The sequence below is a fragment of the Kiloniellales bacterium genome (assembly GCA_030066685.1).
Classification (GTDB): domain Bacteria; phylum Pseudomonadota; class Alphaproteobacteria; order Kiloniellales; family JAKSBE01; genus JAKSBE01.
Genome location: JASJBF010000002.1, coordinates 289374 through 313036, shown reverse-complemented (window position 1 = coordinate 313036; position 23663 = coordinate 289374). Strand labels below are relative to the sequence as shown.

Below are 23663 nucleotides of genomic sequence, written 5' to 3'. Positions count from 1 at the left end.
GGCGCCGCGGATTATGGGTCTTGTCGGGGCCGAAGGCTAGGCGTCCAACTCGAGCCCTTGGCCGATGGGGCTCGCCGAAGCGATGCAGGCCGCCGCCACTTCGGGGTCCGCAAGCTTGCTGAGCAGCCAACGGTCGAGCTCGACGCCGGCCAGACAGCCCGCCGCAGTCGCGATTCGCTCGTGGGCGACGAAAGGCTCGGCAAGAAAAGTGACGCCGTAGCCTTCGAGCTGCGCCCTAGCGGTGGGATAGGTGGTCGCAGTCTTGCCCTCGAGCAGGCCGCTGGCCGCAAGGACCAGGGCCCCGGAGCACTGGGACGCAACCAGTTGGCGCGCCGGATCGAGCGACAAGCGATCGAGGTAGTTGCGATCTTGGGCGAGGCTTCGGGTCGCTGGGCCGCTGGCGTGCAGCACGGCGTCGGCTTCGCGTGCCTCGTCGATGGCCCCCTGCATTTCGATCTCCAGGCCGGCCGTGGAGCGGTGGCGCGCCGCGGTGCCGAGCAGCCGGACACGCCACTGTCCAAATCGCTCCGGCGCCTCCTGGCGCGGGCGGTTCAGAAGGTCCCAATGCAAGAAGACGTCGAGGTCCGTGAAGCCGTCGAAGGCGATGATGGCAAGGATCGTCATGGCTGGCGGATGGTAAGACTATCCGGTCGCGATCGCACTTGATGGTCTGCCATGGCAACATCCTGGCCGCTGTAAAGCCCTGAACACTTTCATTCTTGGGCCATTCCAAGGTTCTCGGCCCCAAGCCGTGTTCCCTCGACGCGGGCCCTGATCTTGGCGAAGGCGGTTTCCCGCGCCGTCGAGGTGTCGTCGCCGAAGGGGGAGAAGCCGCAGTCGTCGGTCGTGCCGAATTTTTCGTGCCCGAGATGCTCGACCGCCTCGAGGGTGCGGTCACGAACGGTGTCCGCGCTCTCGACCGTCTCGTTGATGGGATCGATCACGCCGATGAAGACGGTCTGGTCCGGCCGCCGTTCGCGCGCGATCAGGTCCAGCACCCGAGGCCGGTCCGTCTCGCTCGCCATCTGGATGAAGAACCTGCCGGCCTTGATGCCGAAGAGATCCGGCAGCAGCTCGGCATAGTCGACGTCGGCGGAGTGAGTCGAATCGTGATCGCCGCCCGGGCAGGTGTGCACGCCGATCCGCTGGCGCTCTTCGGCACCGAAACGGTCCAGCACGGCGTTGTTCAGGGCGACGAAGTCCCGCAGGAGCCCGCGGGAGGGATCCAGCTTGCAGGACAGGCGACCTTCCGTGAAATCGATCTGCACGCTCTCCGCTCCGGCGTCGAAGGCAGAGCGGATGTCCGCGGCGCATTCCGTGATCAGGTCGTCGATGAAGGCCTCGCGCGGGTAGCCATCGATGCCGTCCTGCGGATAGAGCAGGCTCAGCGCCGAGGGCGCGATCACGGCCTGCTTGATCGGCTTCGTCGCATGCCGGCGAGCCTGGGCGACAAAAGTCCCCGAGTAGGTCATGTAGCGGAAGGGGCCCGCCGTCAGCCGCGGCAACTGACGCGAGTGCCCGTCAGCGAAGGGGATCACGACGCCGTCGGGCGCCAGGGTCGCCAATCCGTCGATCGGATAGGTCGCGAAGCTGGGCTTGGACTGCTCACCGTCGGTGATGACCGGCGATCCCGTGGCCTCCATGGCGGCAATGGTCTCGGCGACCGCACGATCGACGGCCTGGTGCAGACCGTCGGCGTCCAGCCTCCCTTCGCCCTGCTTCTTGAAGGCATCCAGAAGGTAGTCAGGACGCGGCACGCTGCCGATCGGCTCCGTCGGGATGGGCATGACATTTCTCCCCATGGTTGTCCGCCGGTGCCGATAGTGACTCGCGGAACGCCGGATGTCACCAGAGGGAGGCCGTTCGAGGGCCGGCGCGATCGCGACTTAGGCGCCGTCGAAGGGCCGGACCGTGACCCCGTGGTCGACCGGTCCCTGGCCGCGCCCGAGGCCAGGGTTGCGCTCAATGGCCAGGCGGAGGTAGCGGCGTGCCCTCTGCACGGCGGCGGTCACCGCGAGCCCCTGCGCCAGGCCGGTGGCGATCGCGGAGGCCAAGGTGCAGCCGGTGCCGTGGGTGTGCTCGGTGTCGATGCGGGGCTCCTCGAAAACCTCCAGCACCTCACCACGGCGCACCAGAACGTCGCGCAGGCTGTCGCTCGCCATGTGGCCGCCCTTGAGCAGGACGGCACCGGGGCCGAGTTCGGCGAGACCCAAGGCCGCCGAGACCATGCCGTCGCGGGTTTCGGAGATCGCGCCGCCCAGCAGCGCCGCGGCCTCCGGCAGGTTCGGGGTCAGGACCCCGGCCCGCGGCAGCAGGCGTTCCTTGACGGCCGAGACCGCGTCGGACTCCAAGAGGGAGGCGCCGCTCTGCGCGACCATCACCGGGTCGACGACCACCGGGAGCGCCGGATCGAGCTCGGCCAGGACCTCGGCGACGGCCTCGATCACGGGAGCGGAATGCAGCATGCCGGTCTTGACCGCGTCGGCGCCGATGTCCTCGACCACAACCCGCATCTGCTGCTGGATGAAGGCCGGCTCGACTCCGACCACCCCGTAGACCCCGGTCGTGTTCTGGGCGGTCAGAGCGGTCACGGCGGTGGCGGCGAAGCCGCCCAGGGCGGTCACCGTCTTGATGTCCGCCTGGATGCCCGCGCCGCCCCCGGAGTCGGAACCGGCGACGATCAGAACCCGTCCCTTCATGGAACTCCCCCTCCGCCTCAGCCACCCGGTGCCGCGGCAGCCTCGGCGATGGCGTCCGCGATCCGCTCGACCACCCGGGACAGCAGGGCCTCGTCCTCGGCCTCGCCCATGATCCGGATCACCGGCTCCGTTCCCGACTTGCGGATCAGAAGCCGCCCTTCAGCGCCCAGGGCCTTCTCGCCCTCGGCGATGGCGGCCTTGACCCGGGCGTCGTCCTGGGGCGCGCCGCCATTGAAGCGGACGTTCTTCAGCTGCTGGGGCAGCGGCGTGAAGACCGCCGTCACCTCGCTGGCCGGCCGCTGCGCCTCGATCAGCACGGCCAGGACCTGGAGCGCCGCGATCAGTCCGTCGCCGGTGGTCGTGTGATCGGAGAGCACGATGTGGCCGGACTGCTCGCCGCCCAGGTTGCAGCCCCGGGCACGCATCTCCTCGACCACGTAGCGGTCGCCGACCGGGGTCCGGTGCAGCTTGAGGCCGGCGCCCTCCAGGAAGCGGGCCAGGCCGAGGTTGGACATCACCGTCGCGACCACGCCGCCGCCGGCCAGCGCCCCGGCCCGGCTCCAGGAGCGAGCGATCAGGCCCATGACTTGGTCGCCGTCGATCACCGCGCCGGTCTCGTCGACCAGGATCGTCCGGTCGGCGTCGCCGTCGAGGGCGATGCCGAGATCGGCGCCCTGGGCGACCACCGCGCTCTGCAGCCAGCTCGGCGCCGTCGCGCCGCAGTCCCGGTTGATGTTGAGTCCGTCGGGATTGACGCCCAGAGGCACCACCTCGGCGCCGAGCTCGTAGAGCACCGTGGGTGCCACCTTGTAGGCGGCGCCATTGGCGCAGTCGACCACGACCTTGAGGCCGTCGAGCCGGCGCTCCTTCGGGAAGGTGTTCTTGGCGAACTCGATGTAGCGGCCGGCGGCGTCGTCGAGGCGCCGGGCCCGTCCCAGGTGCTCGCTGGGCGCCCGGTAGGCGGCGGTGCCCTTGGCGATCCGCGCCTCGATCTCGGACTCGACCTCGTCCGAGAGCTTGTAGCCGTCCGGGCCGAAGAGCTTGATGCCGTTGTCCGGATAGGCGTTGTGCGAGGCCGAGATCATGACCCCCAGGTCGGCGCGCAGCGAATGGGTCAGCCAGCCCACGGCCGGGGTCGGCATGGGACCGAGCAGGACAACGTCCATGCCGGCGGCGATGAAGCCGGCGGTCATGGCCGGCTCGAGCAGATAGCCGGAGAGCCGGGTGTCCTTGCCGATCACCACCAGATGGCGGTGCGCGCCCCGGGTGAACTGGGCACCCGCCGCCATCGCTACGGCGAGGGCGGTCTCGGCGGTCACCGGCTCCTGGTTCGCGGTGCCGCGGATGCCGTCGGTTCCGAAGAGTGTCTTCGCCATTTCACCTCTGTTTGCTCGACCCCGGCGTCGCGCTTCAGCCGAAGGACCGTTGAGACTACATCCTCTTGTTGCGCCAAGGGGTCAAGTCTTGGGCGATTCCGTGGCGGGCGGCGCGGCGCGGATCGCCTCCCAGACCCGGACCGCCTGCACCGTCTCGGCGACGTCGTGCACGCGCAAGATCTGGACACCGCGCGCGAGGCCGGACAGCGCCGCGGCCAGGGAACCGGGCAGCCGCGCCTTGGGCGGCGCCTCACCGGCAAGCCGGGCGATGAAGCTCTTTCGGCTGACGCCGAGCAGGATCGGGCAGCCGAGGCCGTGGAAGATCGCCAGCGACTCCAGAAGGGCCAGGTTGTGGGCCAGGGACTTGCCGAAGCCGATGCCCGGATCGACGGCCACGGCAGCGCGCGGAATGCCGGCTTCGAGGCAGGCCTCGAGACGGGCCTGCAGGAAATCGTAGACATCCAGGACCACGTCGTCGTAGCGCGGCGCCTGCTGCATGGTCTGGGGCGCCCCCTGCATGTGCATCAGGACGACGCCGCAGCCGGCCTCCGCCACCAGGGACAGGCTCCGCGGATCGCCGGTCAGGGCGCTGACGTCGTTGACGATGGCCGCGCCGGCGGTCAGGGCCTCGGCCATGGTGGCGGCATTGCGACTGTCGATGGAGACCACGGCGCCCTCGGCGGCGAGCGCCCGGATCACCGGCAGGACCCGGCCTTGCTCCTCGGCCGGCTCGACCGGTGCCGCACCGGGTCGGGTCGACTCGCCGCCGACATCGAGGATGTCCGCGCCCGCCGCGAGCATCGCCTGCCCGTCGGCGACGGCCCGGCCGGGATCGAAGCGGTCGCCGCCGTCGGAGAAGCTGTCCGGAGTGACGTTGATCACGCCCATGATCCGGGTCCGGTCCAGGGCCAGGCCGGCGAAGGCCGAGCGCGCCCGGCTCAGGCGGTCGCGCAGACTCGCGCCGGCCTCGTCGCCGGCCTCGGCAGCGACCCTGGCCAGGGCTTCGCCGAGGGGCAGGCTCTCCCGCTCGGCGGGGCCGGGCGCCGAACGCCACGCCACCTCGGCCGCCGCGAACCGCAAGGGTCCGCCGGCGAGCGGCAGACCTTCCGCGGCCGACGCCGCGGCGTCGAGGCCCAGGGGTCGGAGATAGATCGAGCCCATGACCGCAGGGTTATAACGACCTGCGGCCCCGCCGGGAAGCGGGGCCGCGGAGGCTTCTATTCCTATCGAAGGGGCGTTCAGCTGCCGGGCTGCGGCTCCGGCTCCAGCCCGCCGGGCGAGTCCTTGCCGGAGCTGGCGCGGCCACTGGAGGGCACCGAGCTCTTGCGGCCGCTTGGCGGCTCGGTCCCGGTGTCTTCGCTGCGGTCCAGCTCTTCGCCCTTGATGATCCGATCCACCTCATTGCCGGAGAGGCTCTCGTACTCGAGCAGGCCCTTGGCCAGGAGATGGAGCTCGTCCATGTGCTCGGTCAGGACCTTGCGCGCTAGGGACTCGGCCTCGTCGATCAGGCGCCGGATCTCCTGGTCGATGATCTTCGCGGTGTCGCCGGAGATGTTGTGGGAACGCGCCACGGAATGACCGAGGAAGACCTCTTCCTGGTCGTTGTTGTAGCGCAGCGGGCCGAGCTTGCCGCTCATGCCCCATTCGGTGACCATGCGCCGGGCCCAGTTGGTCGCCTGCTGGATGTCGTTGCCGGCGCCGGTGGTGACGTTCTCGTCGCCGTAGATCAGCTCCTCAGCGACCCGGCCGCCATACATCATGGCCAGCTTGGCTTCGATCTCGCTCTTCTTGAAAGTGAGCCGGTCGCGCTCGGGCAGGTTCATGGTCACGCCCAGGGCCCGGCCGCGCGGGATGATGGTCACCTTGTGCAGCGGATCGTTGCCGGGCACGTAGAGGCCGACCAGGGCGTGCCCGGCCTCGTGGTAGGCGGTGAGCTCCTTTTCCTCCTCGGACATGACCATGGAGCGCCGCTCGGTGCCCATCAGGACCTTGTCCTTGGCGTTCTCGAAGTCGGCCTGGGTGACCACCCGCTTGCCGGCGCGGGCCGCTAGCAGGGCCGCCTCGTTGACCAGGTTGGCGAGGTCGGCTCCGGAGAAGCCGGGGGTGCCCCGGGCCACGGTGCGCGGGTCGACGTCGGGCGCCAGCGGCACCTTGCGCATGTGGACGCGCAGGATCTTCTCACGGCCCAGGATGTCCGGGTTGGGAACCACGACCTGGCGGTCGAAGCGGCCCGGGCGCAGCAGCGCCGGGTCGAGCACGTCCGGCCGGTTGGTCGCGGCGATCAAGATGACCCCTTCGTTGGACTCGAAGCCGTCCATCTCGACCAGGAGCTGGTTCAGGGTCTGCTCGCGCTCGTCGTTGCCGCCGCCCAGGCCGGCGCCGCGGTGGCGTCCGACGGCGTCGATCTCGTCGATGAAGATGATGCAGGGCGCGTTCTTCTTCGCCTGCTCGAACATGTCGCGAACGCGGCTGGCGCCCACGCCGACGAACATCTCGACGAAGTCCGAACCGGAGATCGTGAAGAAGGGCACGTTGGCCTCGCCGGCGATGGCCCGGGCCAGCAGGGTCTTGCCGGTCCCCGGCGGGCCGACCAACAGCACGCCCTTGGGAATCTTGCCGCCCAGGCGCTGGAACTTCTGCGGATCGCGCAGGAACTCAACAATCTCCTCCAGCTCCAGCTTGGCCTCGTCGATGCCGGCGACGTCGTCGAAGGTGACCCGGCCGGTCTTCTCGGTCAGGAGGCGCGCTCGGCTCTTGCCGAAGCCCATAGCCTTGCCGCCGCCGGCCTGCATCTGGCGCATGAAGAAGATCCATACGCCGATCAACAGAAGCATCGGGAACCAGGTGATGAGGATGCTGAGCAGCGGGCTCATCTCCTCGGGAGACTTGACCGTCAGCTCGACGCCGTTGTCGTTCAGGAGGTCGACCAAGCCAGCATCGTTCGGCGGCGCGACCGTCTTGAAGCTGCCGCGGTCCTTGAATTCGCCGGTGAGCTTGTCGCCCTGCATGGTGACGTTGCTCACCTGCCCCGCCGCGACGGCGGCACGGAAGTCGGAATACGGCACCTCTTTAGGAGCGTGCCCGACGCCGGGCCCGCTCTGGAAGAGATGGTACAGCGTGAACAAAAGCAGGACGATTGCGATCCAGAGTACGGCGTTACGGCTGAGATTCACAGTTCCGTTTCCTTAAAGCGCCTGGGCTAAGGCGAGCGCATTTTGCGCCCAGTCCACTGCCCGGCGTTTCGCTCCCTCTGTGCCAGTAGATAATGTCCCACAGGCTCTAAGCAACAGTAAAGCCAGAACTCGTGAGCGCGGCAGAAGGCGCGAAGTTGCATGTCCTCACGAAGACCCCTTTGGACCCCTTTCGTTTATAACCCATATGGGGTAGCTCTCTTAACCCTAAAGCGTCAAAGATCGCGGGCAATCCAGCCCGGGCCGGTGCCGGCAGAGGCACCATGCGGAGCTCAGGTCGGGCGCCCACCAGCTCCTCCCAAGCCGCCTTGCCGAGACCTCCAATACGCAGGGGTGTAGGCTCGATGCCCCGGGACAGTGATATTTCGAAGCGTCCATCCCAGCGCACCTGGGAGCCGGGCTGCACTTCAAGAGTCTCTACGGCCGCGGCCTCGCGAGCGATCAACAGAACGTCGCCGCGGCGTAGAATTCGGCAGCCGCCCAGAGTCGCGCCGCGGAATCCGGCCTCGGCGATCCGGGCGAAGAGGCTGCTGAGCCGCTCCCAGCGCGGCGTGTAGGGCCGGCCGCCGACGGTCGTCACGGCATGTGCCAGGGCGCGCAGCCCGACCTCCGCCTCGGCGGCACACAGCGGACGCGGGTCCAGGCGGATGTAGCCGGCCGGGTCGATCCGGGCCGCCCGGGCCAGGAGCGCGGCCACCGCCCCTTCCAGAGCCGCCCGGGCGCGCCCCAAGTGCCCCGCGGCCGCGGCCAGGCGTCCGGCGCTGAGCCCCTCCTCCGCCAGGGCCGGCAGGAGCCGGCGCAGCCGGACCCGGGCATGGACGGTGTCGACGTTGCTTGGGTCCTGGATCCAGTCGATTCCACGGGCCCGCAGGGTCGCCGCCAGGCGCTGTCGCGGCAGCGCCAGCAGCGGTCGCAGCACCACGGCCTGAGGCAGCGCGACCTTGGCCGACATCGCCGCCAGTCCGTCGAGGCCGCTGCCGCGCCCGAGCCTCAGCAGCAGGGTCTCAGCCTGATCGTCGCGGTGATGGGCCAGCAGCAGGTGTAAGGTGCCGCTGCGCGCGCAGTGATCCAGAAGAAGGTGGTAGCGGGCGGCCCGCGCCACCGCCTGCAGGTTGGCGGCCGGAACCGGGCCGCGCCAAGTCAGGATCCTGTGTGCGATGCCCAGCGGCCGAAGCAGGCGCCGGACCCGGAGCGCCTCGGCCGCCGAGCCGGGCCGCAGGCGATGATCCACGGTCACCGCCTGGACCGCGCCACCCCGCGCCACCGCCCAATCGTGGCTCAGGACGGCCAAGGCCAGACTGTCGCTGCCCCCGGAGGTCGCCACCGCAAGCTGCGGTGCCGCGCCAAAGGGTCCCAGGGATTCGATGAGATCGGCGAACTCCGCTGCGCTGACGGGCCCGGTCTCGGCCGTGGCAGCGGGGTCTTGGCCGGTCACTTGCAGCCCAGGCGTTCCCGCTCTAGGGAGGCACGCTGGAGCACGCTTCCCGAGGCATCCGGATAGCGCTTGAGCAGCTCGCTGAAGGCGCCGCAGGAGTCGTCCTTCTTGTTCAGCTGCGCCAGAGACATGCCGAGCTTGAGCAGGTTGTCGGCCGCCTTGGTGCTCTCCGGGTAGCGCTGGAAGCCTTCGGCGAAGGTCACCGCCGCTTGGCGGAAGTCACCGCGGACGTAGTAGGTCTCGCCGAGCCAGTACTTGGCGTTGCCGGCCAGAGGATCGTCGGCGTGCTGCTCCAGGAAGTCCTTCAGCGCCGACTCGGCCTCGACGTAGTTGGCCTGGCGCAGCAAGCCGAAGGCGTAGTCGTAGTCGGCCTTGACCGAGCTGCCGGGCAGGCCGCCGCCGCTCGGCGCCGGCGCTGCCGCCGCGACCGACCCGGTCTGCGGCGCCAGCGAGGTCGGCTGTCCTTGGCCCTGGCCCTGGCCCGAACGCAGCGCCTCGACCTGAGCACGCGGCACCTCGCCCAGGACCTGCGGGGTTGCCGGGTCCGCGGCTGCCAGGCCGCCGGGCTGACCGGCCGGGGCCGCCCCCAGGGCCGGGCCGCCCTGGCCGCCTTCCGCCGGGAAGCCGCCGCCCAGGCGGGCTTCCAGTTCCCGCAAGCGGAAGTCGACGTCGCCGACAAGCTTGTCGAGGCGCGCCGCCACCTGGCTGACCTCAAAGTTGGCCTGCTCAATCTGTCCGGTCAGGTTCCGCAGCTGGTTCTCGAGTTCGTTGATGCGGGTATGCAGCCGGGCGGCGACGACCGGCTTGACGTCCTCGCCGGGCGCGATCGCCGCGCCGGCACCCGGCGCCGGCTGCGGAACCTCGCCCCCGGCATAGACCTGCCGCTGCAAGGTCGAGATCTCGCGCTGCAGCCGGTCGACCCGCTGGATCAGGTTCTGCAGGTCGCTGCTTTGCGCCACGGCACCGGAACTGCCGACCGCCAGGAGCACCGTCGCAGCCAGCAGGGGCATGGCCAGGGCGGGGCGCAGGCGGGCTCCGATCGCTTGGGGACGGGGCAATCTGGGCTCAGGCATCTCGGGCATCGTCGCTGTTCGATCCATCGTCGCCTTTCAAGGGAGTGCCAAATCTAGCCGGGGTTGTGGGCAAAATTGTGGCATCCGCGCCTCGATGCAAGCACTTGCAACGCAAGGCCCCAAAACGCAAGAGGCCACCCTGCGGCTCATCGACGGGCGATCGAGCCGGCAGGGTGGCACTCAGCGTCAGCTTTCGTCGTCGGCAGCCTATCAGTTGACGACAAACTGCGAACGCCGGTTCTGCGCCCAGGCCTCCTCGTAGGAACCCGGAACCGCCGGCCGCTCTTCACCGTAGCTGATTGTGGTCAGGCGTCCGGCGTTGATGCCGAGGGCGATCAGGTAGTCCTTGACGGCATTGGCACGGCGCTCGCCCAGAGCGAGGTTGTATTCGCGCGTGCCACGCTCGTCGGCGTGACCCTCGAGGGTCAGGGTGACCGCCGGGAAGGAGTTCAGCCAAGCCGCCAGGGCCTCGACCGTGCTGCGCCCCTCGGGCTTCAGATCGTACTTGTCGAAGTCGAAGAAGACGCGATCACCGACCTTGTCGATGAGGTCCTCCTGCGATCCCGGCTGAACCGTGTCCCGCGTGACCGGCTCCGACGGCGTCGACGGGGCTTCCGTCGCCGTCGTGGTGCTGGACGTGGTCTCCTCTTTAGGCGTTTCGCAGGCAGCCAAAAGCAACAAGGCTGCAAACATGCTGAGTACTTTGAACCGCATTGTCTACCCTCTCAGAACCATCCGGGGAAGCGAATGAGCAGTGTATGTCCCGCACCACGTGAGTCCTTGTCAAGCACGGGCTGCTCCTTGATCCGGCTGCCGTTTATTGGAATTTGGGACGGCGGTGCCGGGGGGATTAGGGAGATGCCGAAGCGGATCTGCATGATCCGCCATCCCCCTAAGGATTGAGCGGAGACCACGCCGGGTCGGAGCCATCGATAGGCGTGATCATTTCGCGTTCGTTATAACCGGTGAGGTCTATTGTGTACAGCTTGGTCGAAACTTGGCCCCTTTCATTGGATTGACCTTGCCGGAAGAAGGCGAGGATGCGCCCGTTCGGCGCCCAGGTCGGCCCCTCGATCCGGAAGTCGTTGACCAGCATGCGTTCGCCCGAGCCGTCGGGGCGCATGACGCCGACGTAGAACTGGCCCTGATGAATCCGCGTGAAGGCGATGAGGTCGCCGCGCGGCGACCAGACCGGGGTCGCATAGCGGCCCTTGCCGAAGCTGATCCGGCGCACGCCCGAGCCGTCGCCGTTCATGACGTAGAGCTGCTGGCTGCCGCCCCGGTCGGAGTTGAAGATGATCTTCGACTTGTCCGGTGAGAAGGACGGCGAGATGTCGATCGAGGGATGGTTGGTCAGGCGCCGCAGGCTGCGGGTCCGCAGGTCCATGACGTAGACGTCGGAGTTGCCGTCGCGGGCCAGGCTCATGATCACGTCGTTGCCGTCGGGCGAAAAGCGCGGCGCGAAGGTCATGCCCGGGAAATCGCCCAGGACCTCGCGCTGGCCGGTGTTCAGGTTGAAGAGATAGACCCGCGGGATCTTGCCGATGTAGGAGACGTAAGTGATCTCCTGGTTGGTCGGCGAGAAACGCGGGGTCAGCACCAGCGAGCCGCCGTCGGTCAGGAAGCGGTGGTTCTCGCCGTCCTGGTCCATGATCGCCAGGCGCTTGATGCGCCGGGTCTGCGGGCCACTCTCGGCGATGTAGACGACCCGGGTGTCGAAGTAGCCGTCCTCGCCGGTCAGGCGCTGGTAGATCGCATCGGAGATGATGTGGGCGATCCGGCGCCAGTTGGTCGGCGTGGTGAAGTAGGCAAAGCCGGTCATCTGCTTCTCGGCGTAGACGTCCCAGAGCCGGAACTCGACGTTGAGCCGGCCGTCGGCCTGCTGCTGGATGCTGCCGTTGACCAGCGCCTGGGCGTTGATCAGGCGCCAGTCGGCGAAACGCGGTGCGGCACGCAGGCTCTCGGCGTCCTGGATGAAGGCACGCTTGTCGACAGGCCGAAACAGGCCGGAGCGTTCGAGGTTCGCGGCGATCACACCTGCGATATCGCGGCCGATTTGCGCCTGCTCGGCCTCGTCTCCGTAAAATTCGGTCACCGCCACCGGTATCGGCTCGACGATGCCACGCGTGATGTCGATCCGCAGCTCGGCCCGCACGGGCGAACCGAAGACCGCAAGAGCGAGGAGGCCGAGGATGGCGACCGCCATCTTCCGATGTACCAAGTGTTTCATTGTCCCAACATCTCCGACGGATCGAAATTGAGAAGCATGACTCGCCAAGCGCTGTAGTCCTTATTCGGCGTAGGCAGAGGGCTGCAACGCCTCACCGCCCTGTCGGCCGCTTCGGCAGCGGCTCTGAAGAAGGGATCTCTAAGACGCGATAGGTCTTCAATCTGGGTTCGTTGGACCGTGCCATCGACATGGAGGTAGACCCGGAGCCCAACAATCAGCTTCTCCGCATCTCGCGCCCCAGCCGGTACGTTCCAGCAACGTGAGACGTGCCGAATGATCGCGTCCTTCTCGCTGATCGTCACTCTCTGATCAAGAGCCGATACCTGCTGTCGGGACTGCGGCGCCTCCTGCTTCTTCTCCTCGCTGGGCGTAGGAATTTCCTTCTTCAGCTGGTCGACGTTGTTCAGGATCGACGCCAGCCGATCCTCCTTCGGCTCTTCCTTCTTCTTCTCGGGCTTTTTGGCCAGCTTCACCTGCGGCTTGCGGTTCGGTCGGGGCGCCGGCGGTTTCGGCTTCGGCTTCTCCTTGACCTCTTCCTTAGGCTCGGGCTTCGCCTCGGGCTCGGGCAGGGGCAAAGGTTCCGGCTCGGGCTCCGGGGTCGGCTCCGGCGGCGTCGGGTCGGGCAGCGCCGCCTGCTGCTGCGGCTCCGGGGCTGGCTCGGGCGGCGGTGGCGGCGCGGCCACCGGGCGCGGCGGCGGTGGCGGCGCGTCGGGGATCTCCTGCGGCTCTTCCACCTCCGCGACCTTGGGCTCCGGCTTCTGCGTCTTGCTCGGCTTGGGGCGGGTCAGATCGTCGATGGTCGCGATCTCGACCGGGATCGGCGGCGCGACCTCCAGGTCCCGGCCGAAGTCCGGCAGGCCGACCGCGATCACGATCAGCACCGCCAGGTGCAGCAGGGTCGAGGAGATCATGCCACCGCGCATGGGCTCAGCCGTCCTTCTTGCCCTTCTTGGGCTTTCGGGTCCCCGGCATCTCGGCGATCAGGGCGACCCTTCGGAAGCCGGCGAAGTTGACCGTGCCCATGACCTCCATGATCTGGCCGTAGGAAATCGACTGGTCGCCGCGCACGAAGATTCGCGTGTCCGGCTTGTTCTCGGTGATCGCGACCAGCCGGGGCACCAGGTTCTCGATCTCGATCTGGCTGTCCTGCAGGTAGATCTCGCCGGACGCGTCGACGCTGATGACCAGCGGCTCCTCCGGGTCCGAGATCGTCTTGGCCTGGGTCTTCGGCAGATCGACCGGCACGCCGACGGTCAAGAGCGGCGCGGTCACCATGAAGACGATCAGCAGGACCAGCATGACGTCGACGAAGGGTGTCACGTTGATCTCGGCCATGGGCCGGTAGCGGGCTGCCCGCCCGCTGCCGCGGCTACTGGCGATCATAGGTCCTGCCATGCTAGCGGGCCTCCTCCATCTGGCGGGACAGGATCGCCCCGAACTCGACCTGGAAGGCCTCGAGGCGCGCCGCATAGCGGCCCAGGTCGTTGGACAGCTTGTTGAAGGCGATCACCGCCGGGATCGCCGCGACCAGGCCGAGGGCGGTCGCGAAGAGCGCCTCGGCGATGCCCGGCGCGACCACCGCAAGGCTGGTGTTCTTGGAGGCGGCGATCGAGGTAAAGGCGTTCATGATGCCCCAGACCGTGCCGAAGAGGCCGACGAAGGGCGCCGCCGAGCCGACCGAGGCCAGGAAGGTCATGTGCCGCTCCAGGCGGTCCATCTCGCGGCCAAGGGTGATTCCCATGACCCGCTCGACGCGCTGCTGCAGTCCGTTGCGGGCTTGCTCCGAAGCGGCAAGGCCCTTGGCGATCGAGCGGCGCCACTCGCGCATGGCGGAGACGAAGAGAGCCGACATGGGATCGGTCGGCCGGCTGTCGAGGCGGTCGTAGAGATCGTCCAGCGAGCCGCCCGACCAGAAGGACTCCTCGAAGTCCTCGGCGCGGGAGCGCAGCCGGCGCAGCCGCGAGATCTTCTCGAAGATGATCGCCCAGGTCCAGAACGAACAGAACAGCAGGATGATCATGACGATCTTGACCACGATGTCGGCTTCGAGAAACAGCCCCCAGACCGTCAGATCGCTGGCGGCGGAGCCGCCCAGTGTGAGGCTATCGACCGATTCGTTTGGCATGGCTAAACCCGTTCTTCCGGAAAGCAAAAGGGGAGCAGCGCCCGGCGCAGGGGCTGCGGGATGGGCGACGGCTTGCCGTCGAGGCGGATGCAGGCGATCCGCGCCCGGACGCTGGCGAGGTGCTCGCCCTCGCGGGTGATGCGCTGGACCGCGCGCGCCGCCGCGGCGCTCAGCTTGACCAGGCGCGAGCGCACCTCGAGCAGATCGTCCAGGCGGGCCGGCCGGCGGTAGTCGACGCTGCAGTCCCGGACCGCGAAGGCCAGGCCGTAGTCCTCGGACATGCTGCGCTGGTGAATGCCGAGCAGGCGGAGCATCTCGGTCCGCGCCCGCTCGGCGAACTTCAGGTAGTTGGCGTAGTAGACGATGCCCGCCGCGTCGGTGTCCTCGTAGTAGACCCGCAGCGGCATGACATGCTCCACGCCGTCGAAGCGTCCGGACAGGGCCTCGATCATGCCGGCCCCTCCCCGTCGTCGCCGACGGCCTCGGCGCCCAGGAGGTCGAGCTGATCGAGACCGCGATCGGGGGCAGGCAGGCCGAGGTAGCCGTAGCCCGAGGCGGTCAGGACCCGGCCCCTCGGCGTGCGCTGCACCAGGCCCTGCTGGATCAGGAAGGGCTCTATGACTTCTTCCAAGGCGTCGCGCTGCTCGGCCAAGGCGACGGCCAGGGTGTCGACGCCGACCGGGCCACCGCCGTAGTTCTCGGCGATGCAGCCGAGGTAGCGTCGGTCCATGGCGTCGAAGCCCAGGCGGTCGACGTCCAGCCGGCGCAGACCGCGGTCGGCGACTTCGGCGTCGATGCAGGCCTCGCCGTCGACCGCGGCGAAGTCGCGGACCCGGCGCAGCAGCCGGCCGGCGATGCGCGGCGTGCCGCGGGAACGACGCGCGATCTCCTCGGCGCCCTCGGCGGTGATCTCCGCACCCAGGACCGAAGCACCGCGGCGCACGATGCCGCCCAGCTCCTCGGCCGAATAGAACTCCAGGCGCTGCTGGATACCGAAGCGCTCGCGCAGCGGCGTGGTGAGCAGTCCGGAGCGGGTGGTCGCGCCGACCAGTGTGAAGGGCGGCAGCTCGATCCGCACCGAGCGGGCCGCCGGTCCCTCGCCGATCACCAAGTCGAGCTGGAAGTCCTCCATCGCCGGGTAGAGGATCTCCTCGACCGCCGGCGAGAGGCGGTGGATCTCGTCGATGAAGAGCACGTCGCGCGGCTCGAGGTTGGTCAGGATCGCGGCTAGGTCGCCGGCGCGGGCGATCACCGGCCCCGAGGTCGCCCGGAAGCCGACCCCCAGTTCGCGCGCGACGATCTGCGCCAGGGTGGTCTTGCCGAGCCCCGGCGGGCCGAAGAACAGGGTATGGTCCATGGCCTCGCCGCGGGCGGCGGCGGCCTGCACGAAGACCCGCAGGTTCTCGCGCAAGCGCGCTTGGCCGACGAAGTCCTCCAAGCGCTGCGGCCGCAGGCTGGCCTCGGCCTGATCGGCGGTGCCGGTCTCAGGGCCCACGAGACGGGCGTCGGGACGGGCGTCGGGGCGGGGATCGGTCATGACGCCAGTTCCTTCAGGCCCTCACGGATCAGGGTCTCGACCCCGGCCTCGGCGCCCAGGCGGCGGCTGGCTTCGACCACGACACCGAAGGCCTCGCTGCGCCGGTAGCCCAGGTTGACCAGGGCGGAGACCGCGTCCTCGGTGGTTGTCTCGACGCCGCCTTCGGTCGCCACCAGCACCGGGCCGAGGGCGACGGCGTCGACCTTCTCGCGCAGCTCGGCAGCGACCCGGCCGGCCAGCTTCGGGCCGACCCCGTTGGCCCTGGCGAGCGCCGCCTTGTCCTGCGCAGCGATGGCCTTGGAGAGCTCCTGGGGCGGCAGGGCCGAGAGGATCGCCAAGGCGTGGCGGGCGCCGACACCCTGAACGGTCTGCAGCAGGCAGAACCAGTCCTGCTCGGCCCGGTCGATGAAGCCGTAGAGCCGGATCTGGTCTTCGCGGACGTGGGTCTCGATCAGCAGGCTGACGCCGCCGCCCTTGGCCGGCAGCCGGCCGAGGGTTCGGGCCGAGGCGAAGACTAGGTAGCCGACGCCGCCGACGTCGAGGATCATGTGATCCTCGTCGGTGGAATCGACCAGGCCGGTCAACTTGCCAATCATGCCGGCTCCTCCACGGCCGCCGTCTCGGCAACCGGTCGATCGCGCCAGCGCCGCCGCGTCGCGCGGTGGTGGACGTGGCAGATCGCCACCGCCAGGGCGTCGGCGGCATCCGCCGTACGTACGCCGCAACCCGGCAGCAGCTGGCGGACCATGACGGCGACCTGCTCCTTGCTCGCCTGGCCGGTCCCGACGATCGACTTCTTGACCACCAGCGGCAGGTACTCGGTCACCGCCAGTCCGGCCAGCGCCGGGGTCAACAGCGCAACGCCCCGAGCCATGCCCAGCTTCAGGGTCGAGTCCGGGTTGCGGTTGACCAAGGTCTCCTCGACCGCCGCCTCCTGCGGCGCCTGCGCCGCGATCATCGCCAGCAAGGCCTCGTGCAGCTCGCGCAGCCGTCGGTCCAGGGTCTGCACCGGATCGGCCTCGATCACGCCGTGCGCGACGTGGCGCAGGCGATTGCCCTCGGCCTCGATCACGCCCCAGCCGGTGCGCCGAAGCCCGGGGTCCAAACCGACCACCCGCATGCTCTCCCCTCTTCCTCCGCCGTCGAGGTCAGGCCGTCATTCGGGCCAGGACCTCGTCGGCGATTTCGAAGTTGGCCGAGACCCGCTGCACGTCGTCGCTGTCCTCCAATGTGTCCAAAAGCTTGATCAGGCCGTCGGCCTGAGCCTCGTCGACCGGCACGGTGGTCTGCGGCTTCCAGGTCAGGCCGGCTTCCCGCGGCTCGCCGAATCGCGCGACGAGCGAATCGCGTACCTCCGAGAACACCTCTGGGGCGCAAACGATCTCATGGCCCTCGGCGTTGGAGTCGACATTGTCTGCGCCGGCCTCGGCCGCCGCCTCGAAGATGCTGTCGGCATCGGCAGTCTCGCCGCCGTAGAGGATCGAGCCGACCCGCTCGAACATGAAGGCGACGCTGTTGGTCTCTCCCAGGGCGCCGCCGTGCTTGCTGAAGGCGGCGCGGACCTCCGAGGCGGTCCGGTTCCGGTTGTCGGTCAAGGCCTCGACGATGACCGCCACGCCGCCCGGCCCGTAGCCCTCGTAGCGGATTTCCTCGAAGTTGGTGTCGTCGTCACCGCCGCTGGCCTTCTTGATCGCCCGCTCGATGTTGTCCTTGGGCATGTTGGCCGCGCGCGCCGCCGCGATCGCGGTGCGCAAGCGCGGGTTCATGTTCGGGTCCGGCAGGCCCGTCTTGGCCGCAACGGTCAGCTCGCGCGACAGCTTGGCGAACTGCTTGGCGCGCTTCTTGTCCTGCGCGCCCTTGCGAAACATGATGTTCTTGAACTGTGAATGACCGGCCATCGCCGCCCCAATCTAGATCTCGGGGTGAAGTCGAGAATTTTACCATATTTTGTGGTGGACAACCTCGGACTTCGTCGAGGGATAGTCAACCAATATGGCGACATTTGGGCGCCCGGAGCCAGCGATACCGGGCGATTCAGCGCAAATTGGAGACTTTACCCCGGCTTAAGTTCGAACCGCCAGACTGCACCCCCAAGTCGGCGTGGCCCCGGCGCCGCGCAAGCGAGGGCAGATGCAGCCGAAGATAGAACTTCCGGATATCGCCTCTGACCCCCTGGGTGCAGCGGGCCCGGTCACCCAGGCCGAGATCGAAGGGCGCCTGGAGCGGGCCGCCGGCCTGGTCGAAGGCTTTGCGGAGAAGACCGCCCTGCCCGCCTTGGAGGCCTGCCTCGCAGCGGCCGTCGGCCAGGGCATCGGGGATGGCCCACCGCTATCGACCCTGGCCGAGGAGATCTCTCGACAAACGGCGACGCTTCAGGACGAGGTCGAGCGTTTCCTGAGCCACATCGACGGCTGCCGCCAGGCCTGATCCGGCCTCAATCCGGTTCGCTTGGCGCCAGCAAGCCGCCGGCGCGGACGGGCTCGACGCGTTTCGCCAGGCCGCTGGAATCCGAAGTCTCGACGAAGACCCCGCAGAGCGTGCCCGGGCCGTTGGCCGGCGCCAGGCGCTCGGTCGGCAGCTTGCGGGTGAAGCGGGCGATCGGCACCGCCTTGTCCATACCGATGACCGAGTTGTAGTCGCCGCACATCCCGGCATCGCTGAGGTAGGCGCTGCCGCCCGACAGGATCATGGCGTCGGCGGTGGGCACGTGGGTGTGCGTGCCGACGCAAAGCGACACCCGGCCGTCGACCACGTGCCCCATGGTCATCTTCTCGCTGGTCGTCTCGGCGTGGAAGTCCAGCACCGCCGCATCCACCGTGGCGCCCAGGCGCTGCTTGGCGAGCTCCCGCTCGACGCAGGCGAAGGGGTCGTCCAGCGGGTCCATGAACAGCCGGCCCAGCACGTTCAGGACCAGGACCTTCTTGCCGCCCGGCGCGGCGAAGACCCCGGCGCCGCGGCCCGGTGTGCCTTCCGGGTAGTTGTGCGGCCGCAACAGGCGCGGCTCCCGGCCGATGAAGTGCAGGGCCTCGCGCTGGTCCCAGGAATGGTTGCCGCCGGTGATCACGTCGACGCCGGCGGCGAAGAGCTCCTGGCAGACCTTCTCGGTGATGCCGAAGCCGCCAGCGGCGTTCTCGCCGTTGGCAATGACGAAGTCCAGGTCCAGCTTGCGGCGCAGCCGCGGCAGATGCTCGGCCACCACCTCGCGTCCCGAGCGGCCGTTGACGTCGCCGCAGAAGAGAATCCTCATGCCCGCTCCAGCCCGGCTGGGAGGTCCCGCGGCGCGATGACCTCGCGCTCGGTCACGATCCGATCGAGCGCCTCGTCTCCGGCCTCGACCGGAACCTCTTCGACCTCCTGGGCGGCGAAGGCCAGGCCGATCGCGAGCACCGGACGGCGCCCGCGCAGAGCGGCCAGGGTCCGGTCGTAGAAGCCGCCGCCATAGCCGAGCCGCCGGCCCCGGCGGTCGAAAGCGAGCAGCGGCACCAACAGGATGTCCGGCTCGACGGACGGGCAGTCCGGGCCGGGCACCCGGGTGCCGAAAACCGCCGGCTCCAGGGCGGCGTCGGGCCGCCAGCTCCGGAAAACCAGCGCGGCGCCGGACTCGACCACCACCGGCAGGCAGAGCCGCCGGCCCCGCGCGGCCAGGGCCTCGAGGACCGGACGCGGGTCCAGCTCGTCACGCAGCGGCCAGTAGCCCGACACCCTCGCCTCCGCCGGGATCACGAGCGCATCGAGCAGGCGCCGACAGACCTCCGCCGCGGCCGACTCCCGCTCTTCCGCGGCCGCGCGCCGGATCTGGCGAGACGACCTGCGCAGGGCGGCCTTGGCTTCGAGGGTCTTGGTCATGGACTGCAGGCGGATCGGACTCGAAAGCAAAAGGGACAAGCGGTGCCGCAAAGGCCGTTGGCCGGATATCATCCTCTGTGGCCTGCTTACGCAGGTGGGCGCCATATACCGGAACCACGGCTCCGGCAGGGACAGCTCCCTAGAGGGTCGTATTGGCCCCAGGGATCGAAAGGCCTGACGCACCCCGCAGCACCGCCGATGAACAAGCTATCTAGGAGGTCCCGAGCGTCGCGGCAATGCGCTCAAGCCGCTGCGCACAGGCTTCAAGGGCCTCGGCCACCTCGACTTCGCGTTCCTCGAAGGCGGCGATCACCTCGCCATTGGCCTCGCCGTCGCCGTTCCGGCCCGAACCGAGCTTGCTCATGGCCTCGTGCAGCTCGTCGGCGATGAGCAGGCTCGCCATGACCAGAAGGCGCGGCTCGCCGATCTGGCCGACCGCGGCGGCCAGATCGTTCACCCTCTGGTCGACATAGGCGCCGAGCCGGCGCAAGTGGTCCTCGTGGCCATCGTCGCAGGCGATGTCGTAGTTCCGGTTGTTGATCGTCAGCGTGATCTCGGCCACGTCAGGTCTCCAGCAAGCCTTGGATCCGCTTGATCGCGCGATCCAGACGCACCGCAACCTGGTCCGCGGCCTCGCTCAGTTCCTGGTTCTCGCGCCGGGCCTGCTCCAGCGCCTCGTCCAGGCGCGGGTCCGGGGCCTGCGCGCCGGGCGAAGCCTCGAGCGCGACCTGCTCCAGGGCGTCGGTCGCCGACTTCAGACGCTGCGCTGCTTCGATCAGACGGGACATCTTCGCTGCTGCCGAATCCCAGAGATTTTCCCCAACCCAACGACGCGCAGGATAGGCGCTGGCACGGTCGCCGGTCAACCGAACCGGGCGCGGTGCAACTGCCCCGGCTTAAGGATAATGCCGGTTGACGCTCCAGTGCCGTGGCGGCATCTTGCGCGCCGAAGACGGGCGTGATCCCGGAGGACGGCGAACCGGTCCCGATGCCCACTTGGCCAGGGTCAAGGCCGCCTCGGGATCGAGGACGCGGGGAGACGGGTGCGGGCCCCCGCCGCATCAGAGCAAATGGCAGGTCATTCAATGGACGTTAGGCCGTCTGGGCTTTCCGACTCCGGGGCTGCGCCCGGAGCGACTCACAAGGATATGGCGAATGCGATCCGCGCGCTGGCCATGGACGCCGTGCAGACGGCGAACAGCGGCCATCCGGGCATGCCCATGGGCATGGCCGACGTCGCGACGGTGCTGTTCTCGCGCTTCCTGAAGTTCCAGGCCGAGCGTCCGGACTGGCCGGACCGCGACCGCTTCGTGCTCTCGGCCGGGCACGGCTCGATGCTGCTCTACGCCCTGCTCCACCTGACCGGCTATCCGGAGATGACCCTGGAGGAGATCAAGAACTTCCGCCAGGTCGGCGCCCGCACCGCCGGGCACCCGGAGTACGGGCTTGCCCCGGGCATCGAGACCACCACCGGGCCGCTAGGCCAGGGCCTGGCCAACGCGGTCGGCATGGCGCTGGCCGAGCGCCTGCTGAACGCCCGCTTCGGCGACGACGTCGTCGACCACCGGACCTACGTCGTCGCCAGCGACGGCGACCTGATGGAAGGCATCAGCCATGAGGCCGCGGCCCTCGCCGGGCACCTGCGCCTGGGTCGCCTGATCGTGTTCTTCGACGACAACGGGATCTCGATCGACGGCCCGACCTCGCTGTCCGATTCGGTCGACCACGGCCTGCGCTTCCAGTCCTACGGCTGGCACGTCCAGACGATCGACGGCCATGACCCCGAGGCCATCGCCCGGGCCACCGAGCAGGCTCTGGCCGACGACCGGCCGTCGCTGATCGCCTGCCGCACGACCATCGGCTTCGGTGCGCCCAGCAAGGCCGGCAAGGCCTCGTCGCACGGCGCACCGCTGGGCGAAGACGAGATCGCTGGCGCCCGCGCGGCGCTCGGCTGGAGCCACCCGCCCTTCAAGGTGCCGAGCCCGATCCTCGAGACCTGGCGCGCCGCCGGCAAGAGAGGCGCCGCGGAGGCCGAGGCCTGGGATCGGCGCCTCGCCGCGCTCGAGCCGGCCCAGGCCCAGGCCTTCGAGGCCGCCGTGAAAGGCGAACTCGCCGCCGGCTGGCAGGCGGACCTGGCCGGGTTCAAGAAGGCCGTCGCCGCCGAGGCCCCCAAGGTCGCGACCCGGGTCTCCTCCCAGAAGGTCCTGGAGGTCCTGGTCGAGAAGCTGCCCCAGCTGATCGGCGGCTCGGCCGACCTGACCGGCTCCAACGGCACCCGGACCGGGGCGCACAAGGTGGTCAGCGCCGAGGACTTCAGCGGCAACTACCTGCACTACGGCATTCGCGAGCACGGCATGGCCGCGGTCATGAACGGCGTGGCGCTGCACGGCGGGCTGATCCCCTACGGCGGCTCCTTCCTGGTCTTCACCGACTACTGCCGGCCCTCGATCCGCCTTTCGGCGCTTATGGAGCAGCGGGTGGTCTACGTTATGACCCACGACTCCATCGGCCTCGGCGAGGACGGCCCGACCCATCAGCCGGTCGAGCATCTGGCCGCGCTGCGGGCGATCCCGAACCTCAGGGTCTTCCGGCCCTGCGACAGCATCGAGACCGCCGAGGCCTGGGAGTTGGCCTTGAGCGCGCCGGACAAGCCATCGGTGCTGGCGCTGTCGCGCCAGGGCCTGCCGACCCTGCGCACCGAGACCTTCGCCGAGAACTACAGCGCCTGGGGCGCCTACATCCTGGCCCCGGCGGCCGAACAGCGGCAGGTCACCCTGATCGCCTCGGGCTCCGAGGTCGAGGTCGCCCTGGAGGCCCGCAAGCTGCTGGCCGAAGAGAACATCTACGCCGCGGTGGTCTCCATGCCCTGCTGGGAGCTGTTCCTGGAACAGCCGGCGCACTACCGCGACGAGGTCCTCGGGCCCGGCCTGTTGAGGGTCGCGATCGAGGCGGCCGGCTGGTTCGGCTGGCACCGCTGGGTCGGCCTGGATGGCACGGTGGTCGGCATGGAGGGCTTCGGCGCCTCGGGCCCCGCGCCCGAGCTCTACCAGCACTTCCAGATCACGCCCAAGGCCGTGGTGGAGCGGGTCAAGAGCTGGCTCTAGGGACAAGGAAGAGAAGGACGGAAGACCAAGAGGGGAAACCAGGGATGGACATCGCGCAGCTCGCAGAGACGGCCCAGGCGCTGGTGGCGGACGGCAAGGGAATCCTCGCCGCCGACGAGAGTACCGGCACGATCAAGAAGCGCTTCGACGGCATCCAGGTCGAATCGACCACCGAGACCCGCCGCGACTACCGCAACATGCTTTTCACAACCGCGGGCGCGGCCGAGCACATCAGTGGCGTGATCCTGTTCGACGAGACGCTCCGCCAAGAGGCGGCCAACGGCCGGCGCCTGGCTCAGATCATCATCGACGCCGGCATGATCCCCGGGATCAAGGTCGACTCCGGCGCCAAGCCCCTGGCCCTGCATGCGGGCGAAACCGTCACCGAAGGGCTGGACGGCCTGCGCGACCGGCTCGCCGAGTACGCCGGCCTGGGCGCCCGCTTCGCCAAGTGGCGGGCGACCTACAGCATCGGCGCCGGCCTGCCCAGCGCGGCCTGCCAAGACGCGAACGCCCACGCCCTGGCGCGCTACGCGGCGCTCTGCCAGGAGGCCGGCCTGGTGCCCATCGTCGAGCCCGAGGTCCTGATGGACGGCGGCCACGACATCGACGCCTGCGAGACGGTGACCGAGACCACGCTGCGCCGGGTCTACGCCGCCCTGGCCGAGCAGGAGATCGTCCTCGAGGGCACGCTCCTGAAGCCCAACATGGTCGTCTCCGGCGCCGACTGCCCCGAGCAGGCCGGCGTCGAGGAGGTCGCCCGGCGCACGGTCCGGACCCTGCAGCGCTGCGTGCCGGCCGCGGTCCCCGGCATCGTCTTCCTCTCCGGCGGGCAAAGCGACGAGCAGGCCACCCTGCACCTCAACGCGATGAACAAGCTGCTGGCGCGCCTGCCCTGGAAGCTCAGCTTCTCCTACGGGCGGGCCCTCCAGGCGGCGCCGCTCAAGGCTTGGGGCGGCAAGGCCGAGAACCTGGCGGCCGGCCAGGCGGCCTTTCTGGAGCGCGCCCGTGCGAACGGCCAGGCCAGCCTCGGCAGCTACGCCTGAG

Annotated in this window: 25 protein-coding genes and 1 other RNA gene; 3 read left to right on the top strand and 23 right to left on the bottom strand. The window is 69.1% G+C overall.

Going from position 1 to position 23663, the window contains the following annotated elements; translation table 11 throughout:
- Positions 1 to 36: 36 nt before the first annotated feature.
- The 18 genes from QNJ30_03635 to QNJ30_03550 all read right to left on the bottom strand — a co-directional run bounded on the left by QNJ30_03635 (position 37) and on the right by QNJ30_03550 (position 17564).
- On the bottom strand, positions 37 to 624 hold the full coding sequence (locus QNJ30_03635; GenBank protein MDJ0942525.1) for a DJ-1/PfpI family protein: 588 nt from the start codon (positions 622 to 624) through the stop codon (positions 37 to 39).
- An 89-nt stretch (positions 625 to 713) separates the two neighbouring features.
- On the bottom strand, positions 714 to 1787 hold the full coding sequence (locus QNJ30_03630; GenBank protein ID MDJ0942524.1) for a cobalamin-independent methionine synthase II family protein: 1074 nt from the start codon (positions 1785 to 1787) through the stop codon (positions 714 to 716).
- Positions 1788 to 1886: 99 nt separating this feature from the next.
- Positions 1887 to 2699 carry a bifunctional hydroxymethylpyrimidine kinase/phosphomethylpyrimidine kinase gene (gene thiD / locus QNJ30_03625; protein ID MDJ0942523.1) on the bottom strand — a complete coding sequence of 271 codons (813 nt, stop codon included), beginning with the start codon at positions 2697 to 2699 and terminating at the stop codon, positions 1887 to 1889.
- Between the two features lie 17 nt (positions 2700 to 2716).
- Positions 2717 to 4075 (bottom strand): phosphoglucosamine mutase, encoded by a 1359-nt coding sequence (glmM, locus tag QNJ30_03620; GenBank protein MDJ0942522.1) that lies wholly within the window; start codon positions 4073 to 4075, stop codon positions 2717 to 2719.
- An 81-nt stretch (positions 4076 to 4156) separates the two neighbouring features.
- Positions 4157 to 5236, bottom strand: coding sequence for a dihydropteroate synthase (gene folP, locus QNJ30_03615; protein ID MDJ0942521.1), 1080 nt, complete (start codon positions 5234 to 5236; stop codon positions 4157 to 4159).
- Between the two features lie 77 nt (positions 5237 to 5313).
- Complete coding sequence (gene ftsH / locus QNJ30_03610) at positions 5314 to 7248, bottom strand: ATP-dependent zinc metalloprotease FtsH (protein MDJ0942520.1); 1935 nt, start codon at positions 7246 to 7248, stop codon at positions 5314 to 5316.
- 106 nt (positions 7249 to 7354) lie between these two features.
- Entirely contained in the window at positions 7355 to 8701 is a 1347-nt protein-coding gene (tilS, locus tag QNJ30_03605; GenBank protein ID MDJ0942519.1) for a tRNA lysidine(34) synthetase TilS, read from the bottom strand.
- Positions 8698 to 9774 (bottom strand): tol-pal system protein YbgF, encoded by a 1077-nt coding sequence (gene ybgF, locus QNJ30_03600; protein MDJ0942518.1) that lies wholly within the window; start codon positions 9772 to 9774, stop codon positions 8698 to 8700. The genes tilS and ybgF overlap by 4 nt, the downstream gene beginning before the upstream one ends.
- A 210-nt stretch (positions 9775 to 9984) precedes the next feature.
- Complete coding sequence (pal, locus tag QNJ30_03595; GenBank protein MDJ0942517.1) at positions 9985 to 10488, bottom strand: peptidoglycan-associated lipoprotein Pal; 504 nt, start codon at positions 10486 to 10488, stop codon at positions 9985 to 9987.
- Between the two features lie 178 nt (positions 10489 to 10666).
- On the bottom strand, positions 10667 to 12004 hold the full coding sequence (tolB, locus tag QNJ30_03590; protein MDJ0942516.1) for a Tol-Pal system beta propeller repeat protein TolB: 1338 nt from the start codon (positions 12002 to 12004) through the stop codon (positions 10667 to 10669).
- Positions 12001 to 12927: an energy transducer TonB gene (locus QNJ30_03585; protein ID MDJ0942515.1), complete on the bottom strand. Its 927-nt coding sequence runs from the start codon at positions 12925 to 12927 to the stop codon at positions 12001 to 12003. Before QNJ30_03585 ends, tolB begins: the two co-directional genes overlap by 4 nt.
- A 4-nt stretch (positions 12928 to 12931) precedes the next feature.
- Positions 12932 to 13387 carry a protein TolR gene (tolR, locus tag QNJ30_03580; GenBank protein ID MDJ0942514.1) on the bottom strand — a complete coding sequence of 152 codons (456 nt, stop codon included), beginning with the start codon at positions 13385 to 13387 and terminating at the stop codon, positions 12932 to 12934.
- Positions 13388 to 13400: 13 nt separating this feature from the next.
- On the bottom strand, positions 13401 to 14129 hold the full coding sequence (gene tolQ / locus QNJ30_03575) for a protein TolQ (protein MDJ0942513.1): 729 nt from the start codon (positions 14127 to 14129) through the stop codon (positions 13401 to 13403).
- Between the two features lie 2 nt (positions 14130 to 14131).
- Positions 14132 to 14581 carry a tol-pal system-associated acyl-CoA thioesterase gene (gene ybgC / locus QNJ30_03570; protein ID MDJ0942512.1) on the bottom strand — a complete coding sequence of 150 codons (450 nt, stop codon included), beginning with the start codon at positions 14579 to 14581 and terminating at the stop codon, positions 14132 to 14134.
- A complete protein-coding gene (gene ruvB / locus QNJ30_03565) occupies positions 14578 to 15666 on the bottom strand; it encodes a Holliday junction branch migration DNA helicase RuvB (protein MDJ0942511.1) in 1089 nt (362 codons plus the stop codon). Before ruvB ends, ybgC begins: the two co-directional genes overlap by 4 nt.
- A complete protein-coding gene (gene ruvA / locus QNJ30_03560) occupies positions 15663 to 16262 on the bottom strand; it encodes a Holliday junction branch migration protein RuvA (protein ID MDJ0942510.1) in 600 nt (199 codons plus the stop codon). The genes ruvB and ruvA overlap by 4 nt, the downstream gene beginning before the upstream one ends.
- Positions 16259 to 16786, bottom strand: a complete 528-nt coding sequence (ruvC, locus tag QNJ30_03555) for a crossover junction endodeoxyribonuclease RuvC (protein MDJ0942509.1) — start codon at positions 16784 to 16786, stop codon at positions 16259 to 16261. The genes ruvA and ruvC overlap by 4 nt, the downstream gene beginning before the upstream one ends.
- A gap of 28 nt (positions 16787 to 16814) precedes the next feature.
- The gene (locus tag QNJ30_03550; protein MDJ0942508.1) at positions 16815 to 17564 is read right to left on the bottom strand and encodes a YebC/PmpR family DNA-binding transcriptional regulator; all 750 of its coding nucleotides are present in this window, start codon (positions 17562 to 17564) and stop codon (positions 16815 to 16817) included.
- A gap of 232 nt (positions 17565 to 17796) precedes the next feature.
- Between QNJ30_03550 and QNJ30_03545 the strand changes: the two genes are divergently transcribed.
- Positions 17797 to 18093 carry a hypothetical protein gene (locus QNJ30_03545; GenBank protein ID MDJ0942507.1) on the top strand — a complete coding sequence of 99 codons (297 nt, stop codon included), beginning with the start codon at positions 17797 to 17799 and terminating at the stop codon, positions 18091 to 18093.
- A gap of 7 nt (positions 18094 to 18100) precedes the next feature.
- On the opposite strand, the gene QNJ30_03540 is transcribed toward QNJ30_03545, so the two are convergent.
- The 5 genes from QNJ30_03540 to QNJ30_03520 all read right to left on the bottom strand — a co-directional run bounded on the left by QNJ30_03540 (position 18101) and on the right by QNJ30_03520 (position 20300).
- Positions 18101 to 18913 (bottom strand): TIGR00282 family metallophosphoesterase, encoded by an 813-nt coding sequence (locus tag QNJ30_03540; protein MDJ0942506.1) that lies wholly within the window; start codon positions 18911 to 18913, stop codon positions 18101 to 18103.
- Positions 18910 to 19512, bottom strand: coding sequence for a 5-formyltetrahydrofolate cyclo-ligase (locus QNJ30_03535; GenBank protein MDJ0942505.1), 603 nt, complete (start codon positions 19510 to 19512; stop codon positions 18910 to 18912). The genes QNJ30_03540 and QNJ30_03535 overlap by 4 nt, the downstream gene beginning before the upstream one ends.
- A 38-nt stretch (positions 19513 to 19550) precedes the next feature.
- Positions 19551 to 19708, bottom strand: a non-coding RNA gene (gene ssrS, locus QNJ30_03530) — 6S RNA.
- Positions 19709 to 19723: 15 nt separating this feature from the next.
- The gene (locus QNJ30_03525) at positions 19724 to 20074 is read right to left on the bottom strand and encodes a cell division protein ZapA (GenBank protein ID MDJ0942504.1); all 351 of its coding nucleotides are present in this window, start codon (positions 20072 to 20074) and stop codon (positions 19724 to 19726) included.
- A 1-nt stretch (position 20075) separates the two neighbouring features.
- Complete coding sequence (locus tag QNJ30_03520) at positions 20076 to 20300, bottom strand: hypothetical protein (GenBank protein ID MDJ0942503.1); 225 nt, start codon at positions 20298 to 20300, stop codon at positions 20076 to 20078.
- Between the two features lie 360 nt (positions 20301 to 20660).
- Between QNJ30_03520 and tkt the strand changes: the two genes are divergently transcribed.
- Both tkt and QNJ30_03510 read left to right on the top strand, forming a co-directional pair.
- Complete coding sequence (tkt, locus tag QNJ30_03515) at positions 20661 to 22616, top strand: transketolase (protein MDJ0942502.1); 1956 nt, start codon at positions 20661 to 20663, stop codon at positions 22614 to 22616.
- A 44-nt stretch (positions 22617 to 22660) separates the two neighbouring features.
- Entirely contained in the window at positions 22661 to 23662 is a 1002-nt protein-coding gene (locus tag QNJ30_03510; GenBank protein MDJ0942501.1) for a fructose-bisphosphate aldolase class I, read from the top strand.
- The last annotated feature ends 1 nt before the right edge of the window (position 23663 follow it).

Coding starts and splice junctions, on each gene's coding strand:
- tkt (MDJ0942502.1), top strand. CDS start 20,661: ATGGCGAATGCGATCCGCGCGCTGGCCATGGACGCCGTGCAGACGGCG.
- tolQ (MDJ0942513.1), bottom strand. CDS start 14,129: ATGCCAAACGAATCGGTCGATAGCCTCACACTGGGCGGCTCCGCCGCC.
- pal (MDJ0942517.1), bottom strand. CDS start 10,488: ATGCGGTTCAAAGTACTCAGCATGTTTGCAGCCTTGTTGCTTTTGGCT.
- QNJ30_03550 (MDJ0942508.1), bottom strand. CDS start 17,564: ATGGCCGGTCATTCACAGTTCAAGAACATCATGTTTCGCAAGGGCGCG.
- tolB (MDJ0942516.1), bottom strand. CDS start 12,004: ATGAAACACTTGGTACATCGGAAGATGGCGGTCGCCATCCTCGGCCTC.
- glmM (MDJ0942522.1), bottom strand. CDS start 4,075: ATGGCGAAGACACTCTTCGGAACCGACGGCATCCGCGGCACCGCGAAC.
- tolR (MDJ0942514.1), bottom strand. CDS start 13,387: ATGATCGCCAGTAGCCGCGGCAGCGGGCGGGCAGCCCGCTACCGGCCC.
- thiD (MDJ0942523.1), bottom strand. CDS start 2,699: ATGAAGGGACGGGTTCTGATCGTCGCCGGTTCCGACTCCGGGGGCGGC.
- QNJ30_03585 (MDJ0942515.1), bottom strand. CDS start 12,927: ATGCGCGGTGGCATGATCTCCTCGACCCTGCTGCACCTGGCGGTGCTG.
- ruvB (MDJ0942511.1), bottom strand. CDS start 15,666: ATGACCGATCCCCGCCCCGACGCCCGTCCCGACGCCCGTCTCGTGGGC.
- QNJ30_03545 (MDJ0942507.1), top strand. CDS start 17,797: ATGCAGCCGAAGATAGAACTTCCGGATATCGCCTCTGACCCCCTGGGT.
- QNJ30_03540 (MDJ0942506.1), bottom strand. CDS start 18,913: ATGAGGATTCTCTTCTGCGGCGACGTCAACGGCCGCTCGGGACGCGAG.
- QNJ30_03630 (MDJ0942524.1), bottom strand. CDS start 1,787: ATGCCCATCCCGACGGAGCCGATCGGCAGCGTGCCGCGTCCTGACTAC.
- ruvC (MDJ0942509.1), bottom strand. CDS start 16,786: ATGCGGGTGGTCGGTTTGGACCCCGGGCTTCGGCGCACCGGCTGGGGC.
- ruvA (MDJ0942510.1), bottom strand. CDS start 16,262: ATGATTGGCAAGTTGACCGGCCTGGTCGATTCCACCGACGAGGATCAC.
- ybgC (MDJ0942512.1), bottom strand. CDS start 14,581: ATGATCGAGGCCCTGTCCGGACGCTTCGACGGCGTGGAGCATGTCATG.
- QNJ30_03510 (MDJ0942501.1), top strand. CDS start 22,661: ATGGACATCGCGCAGCTCGCAGAGACGGCCCAGGCGCTGGTGGCGGAC.
- ybgF (MDJ0942518.1), bottom strand. CDS start 9,774: ATGCCTGAGCCCAGATTGCCCCGTCCCCAAGCGATCGGAGCCCGCCTG.
- QNJ30_03520 (MDJ0942503.1), bottom strand. CDS start 20,300: ATGTCCCGTCTGATCGAAGCAGCGCAGCGTCTGAAGTCGGCGACCGAC.
- folP (MDJ0942521.1), bottom strand. CDS start 5,236: ATGGGCTCGATCTATCTCCGACCCCTGGGCCTCGACGCCGCGGCGTCG.
- QNJ30_03635 (MDJ0942525.1), bottom strand. CDS start 624: ATGACGATCCTTGCCATCATCGCCTTCGACGGCTTCACGGACCTCGAC.
- QNJ30_03535 (MDJ0942505.1), bottom strand. CDS start 19,512: ATGACCAAGACCCTCGAAGCCAAGGCCGCCCTGCGCAGGTCGTCTCGC.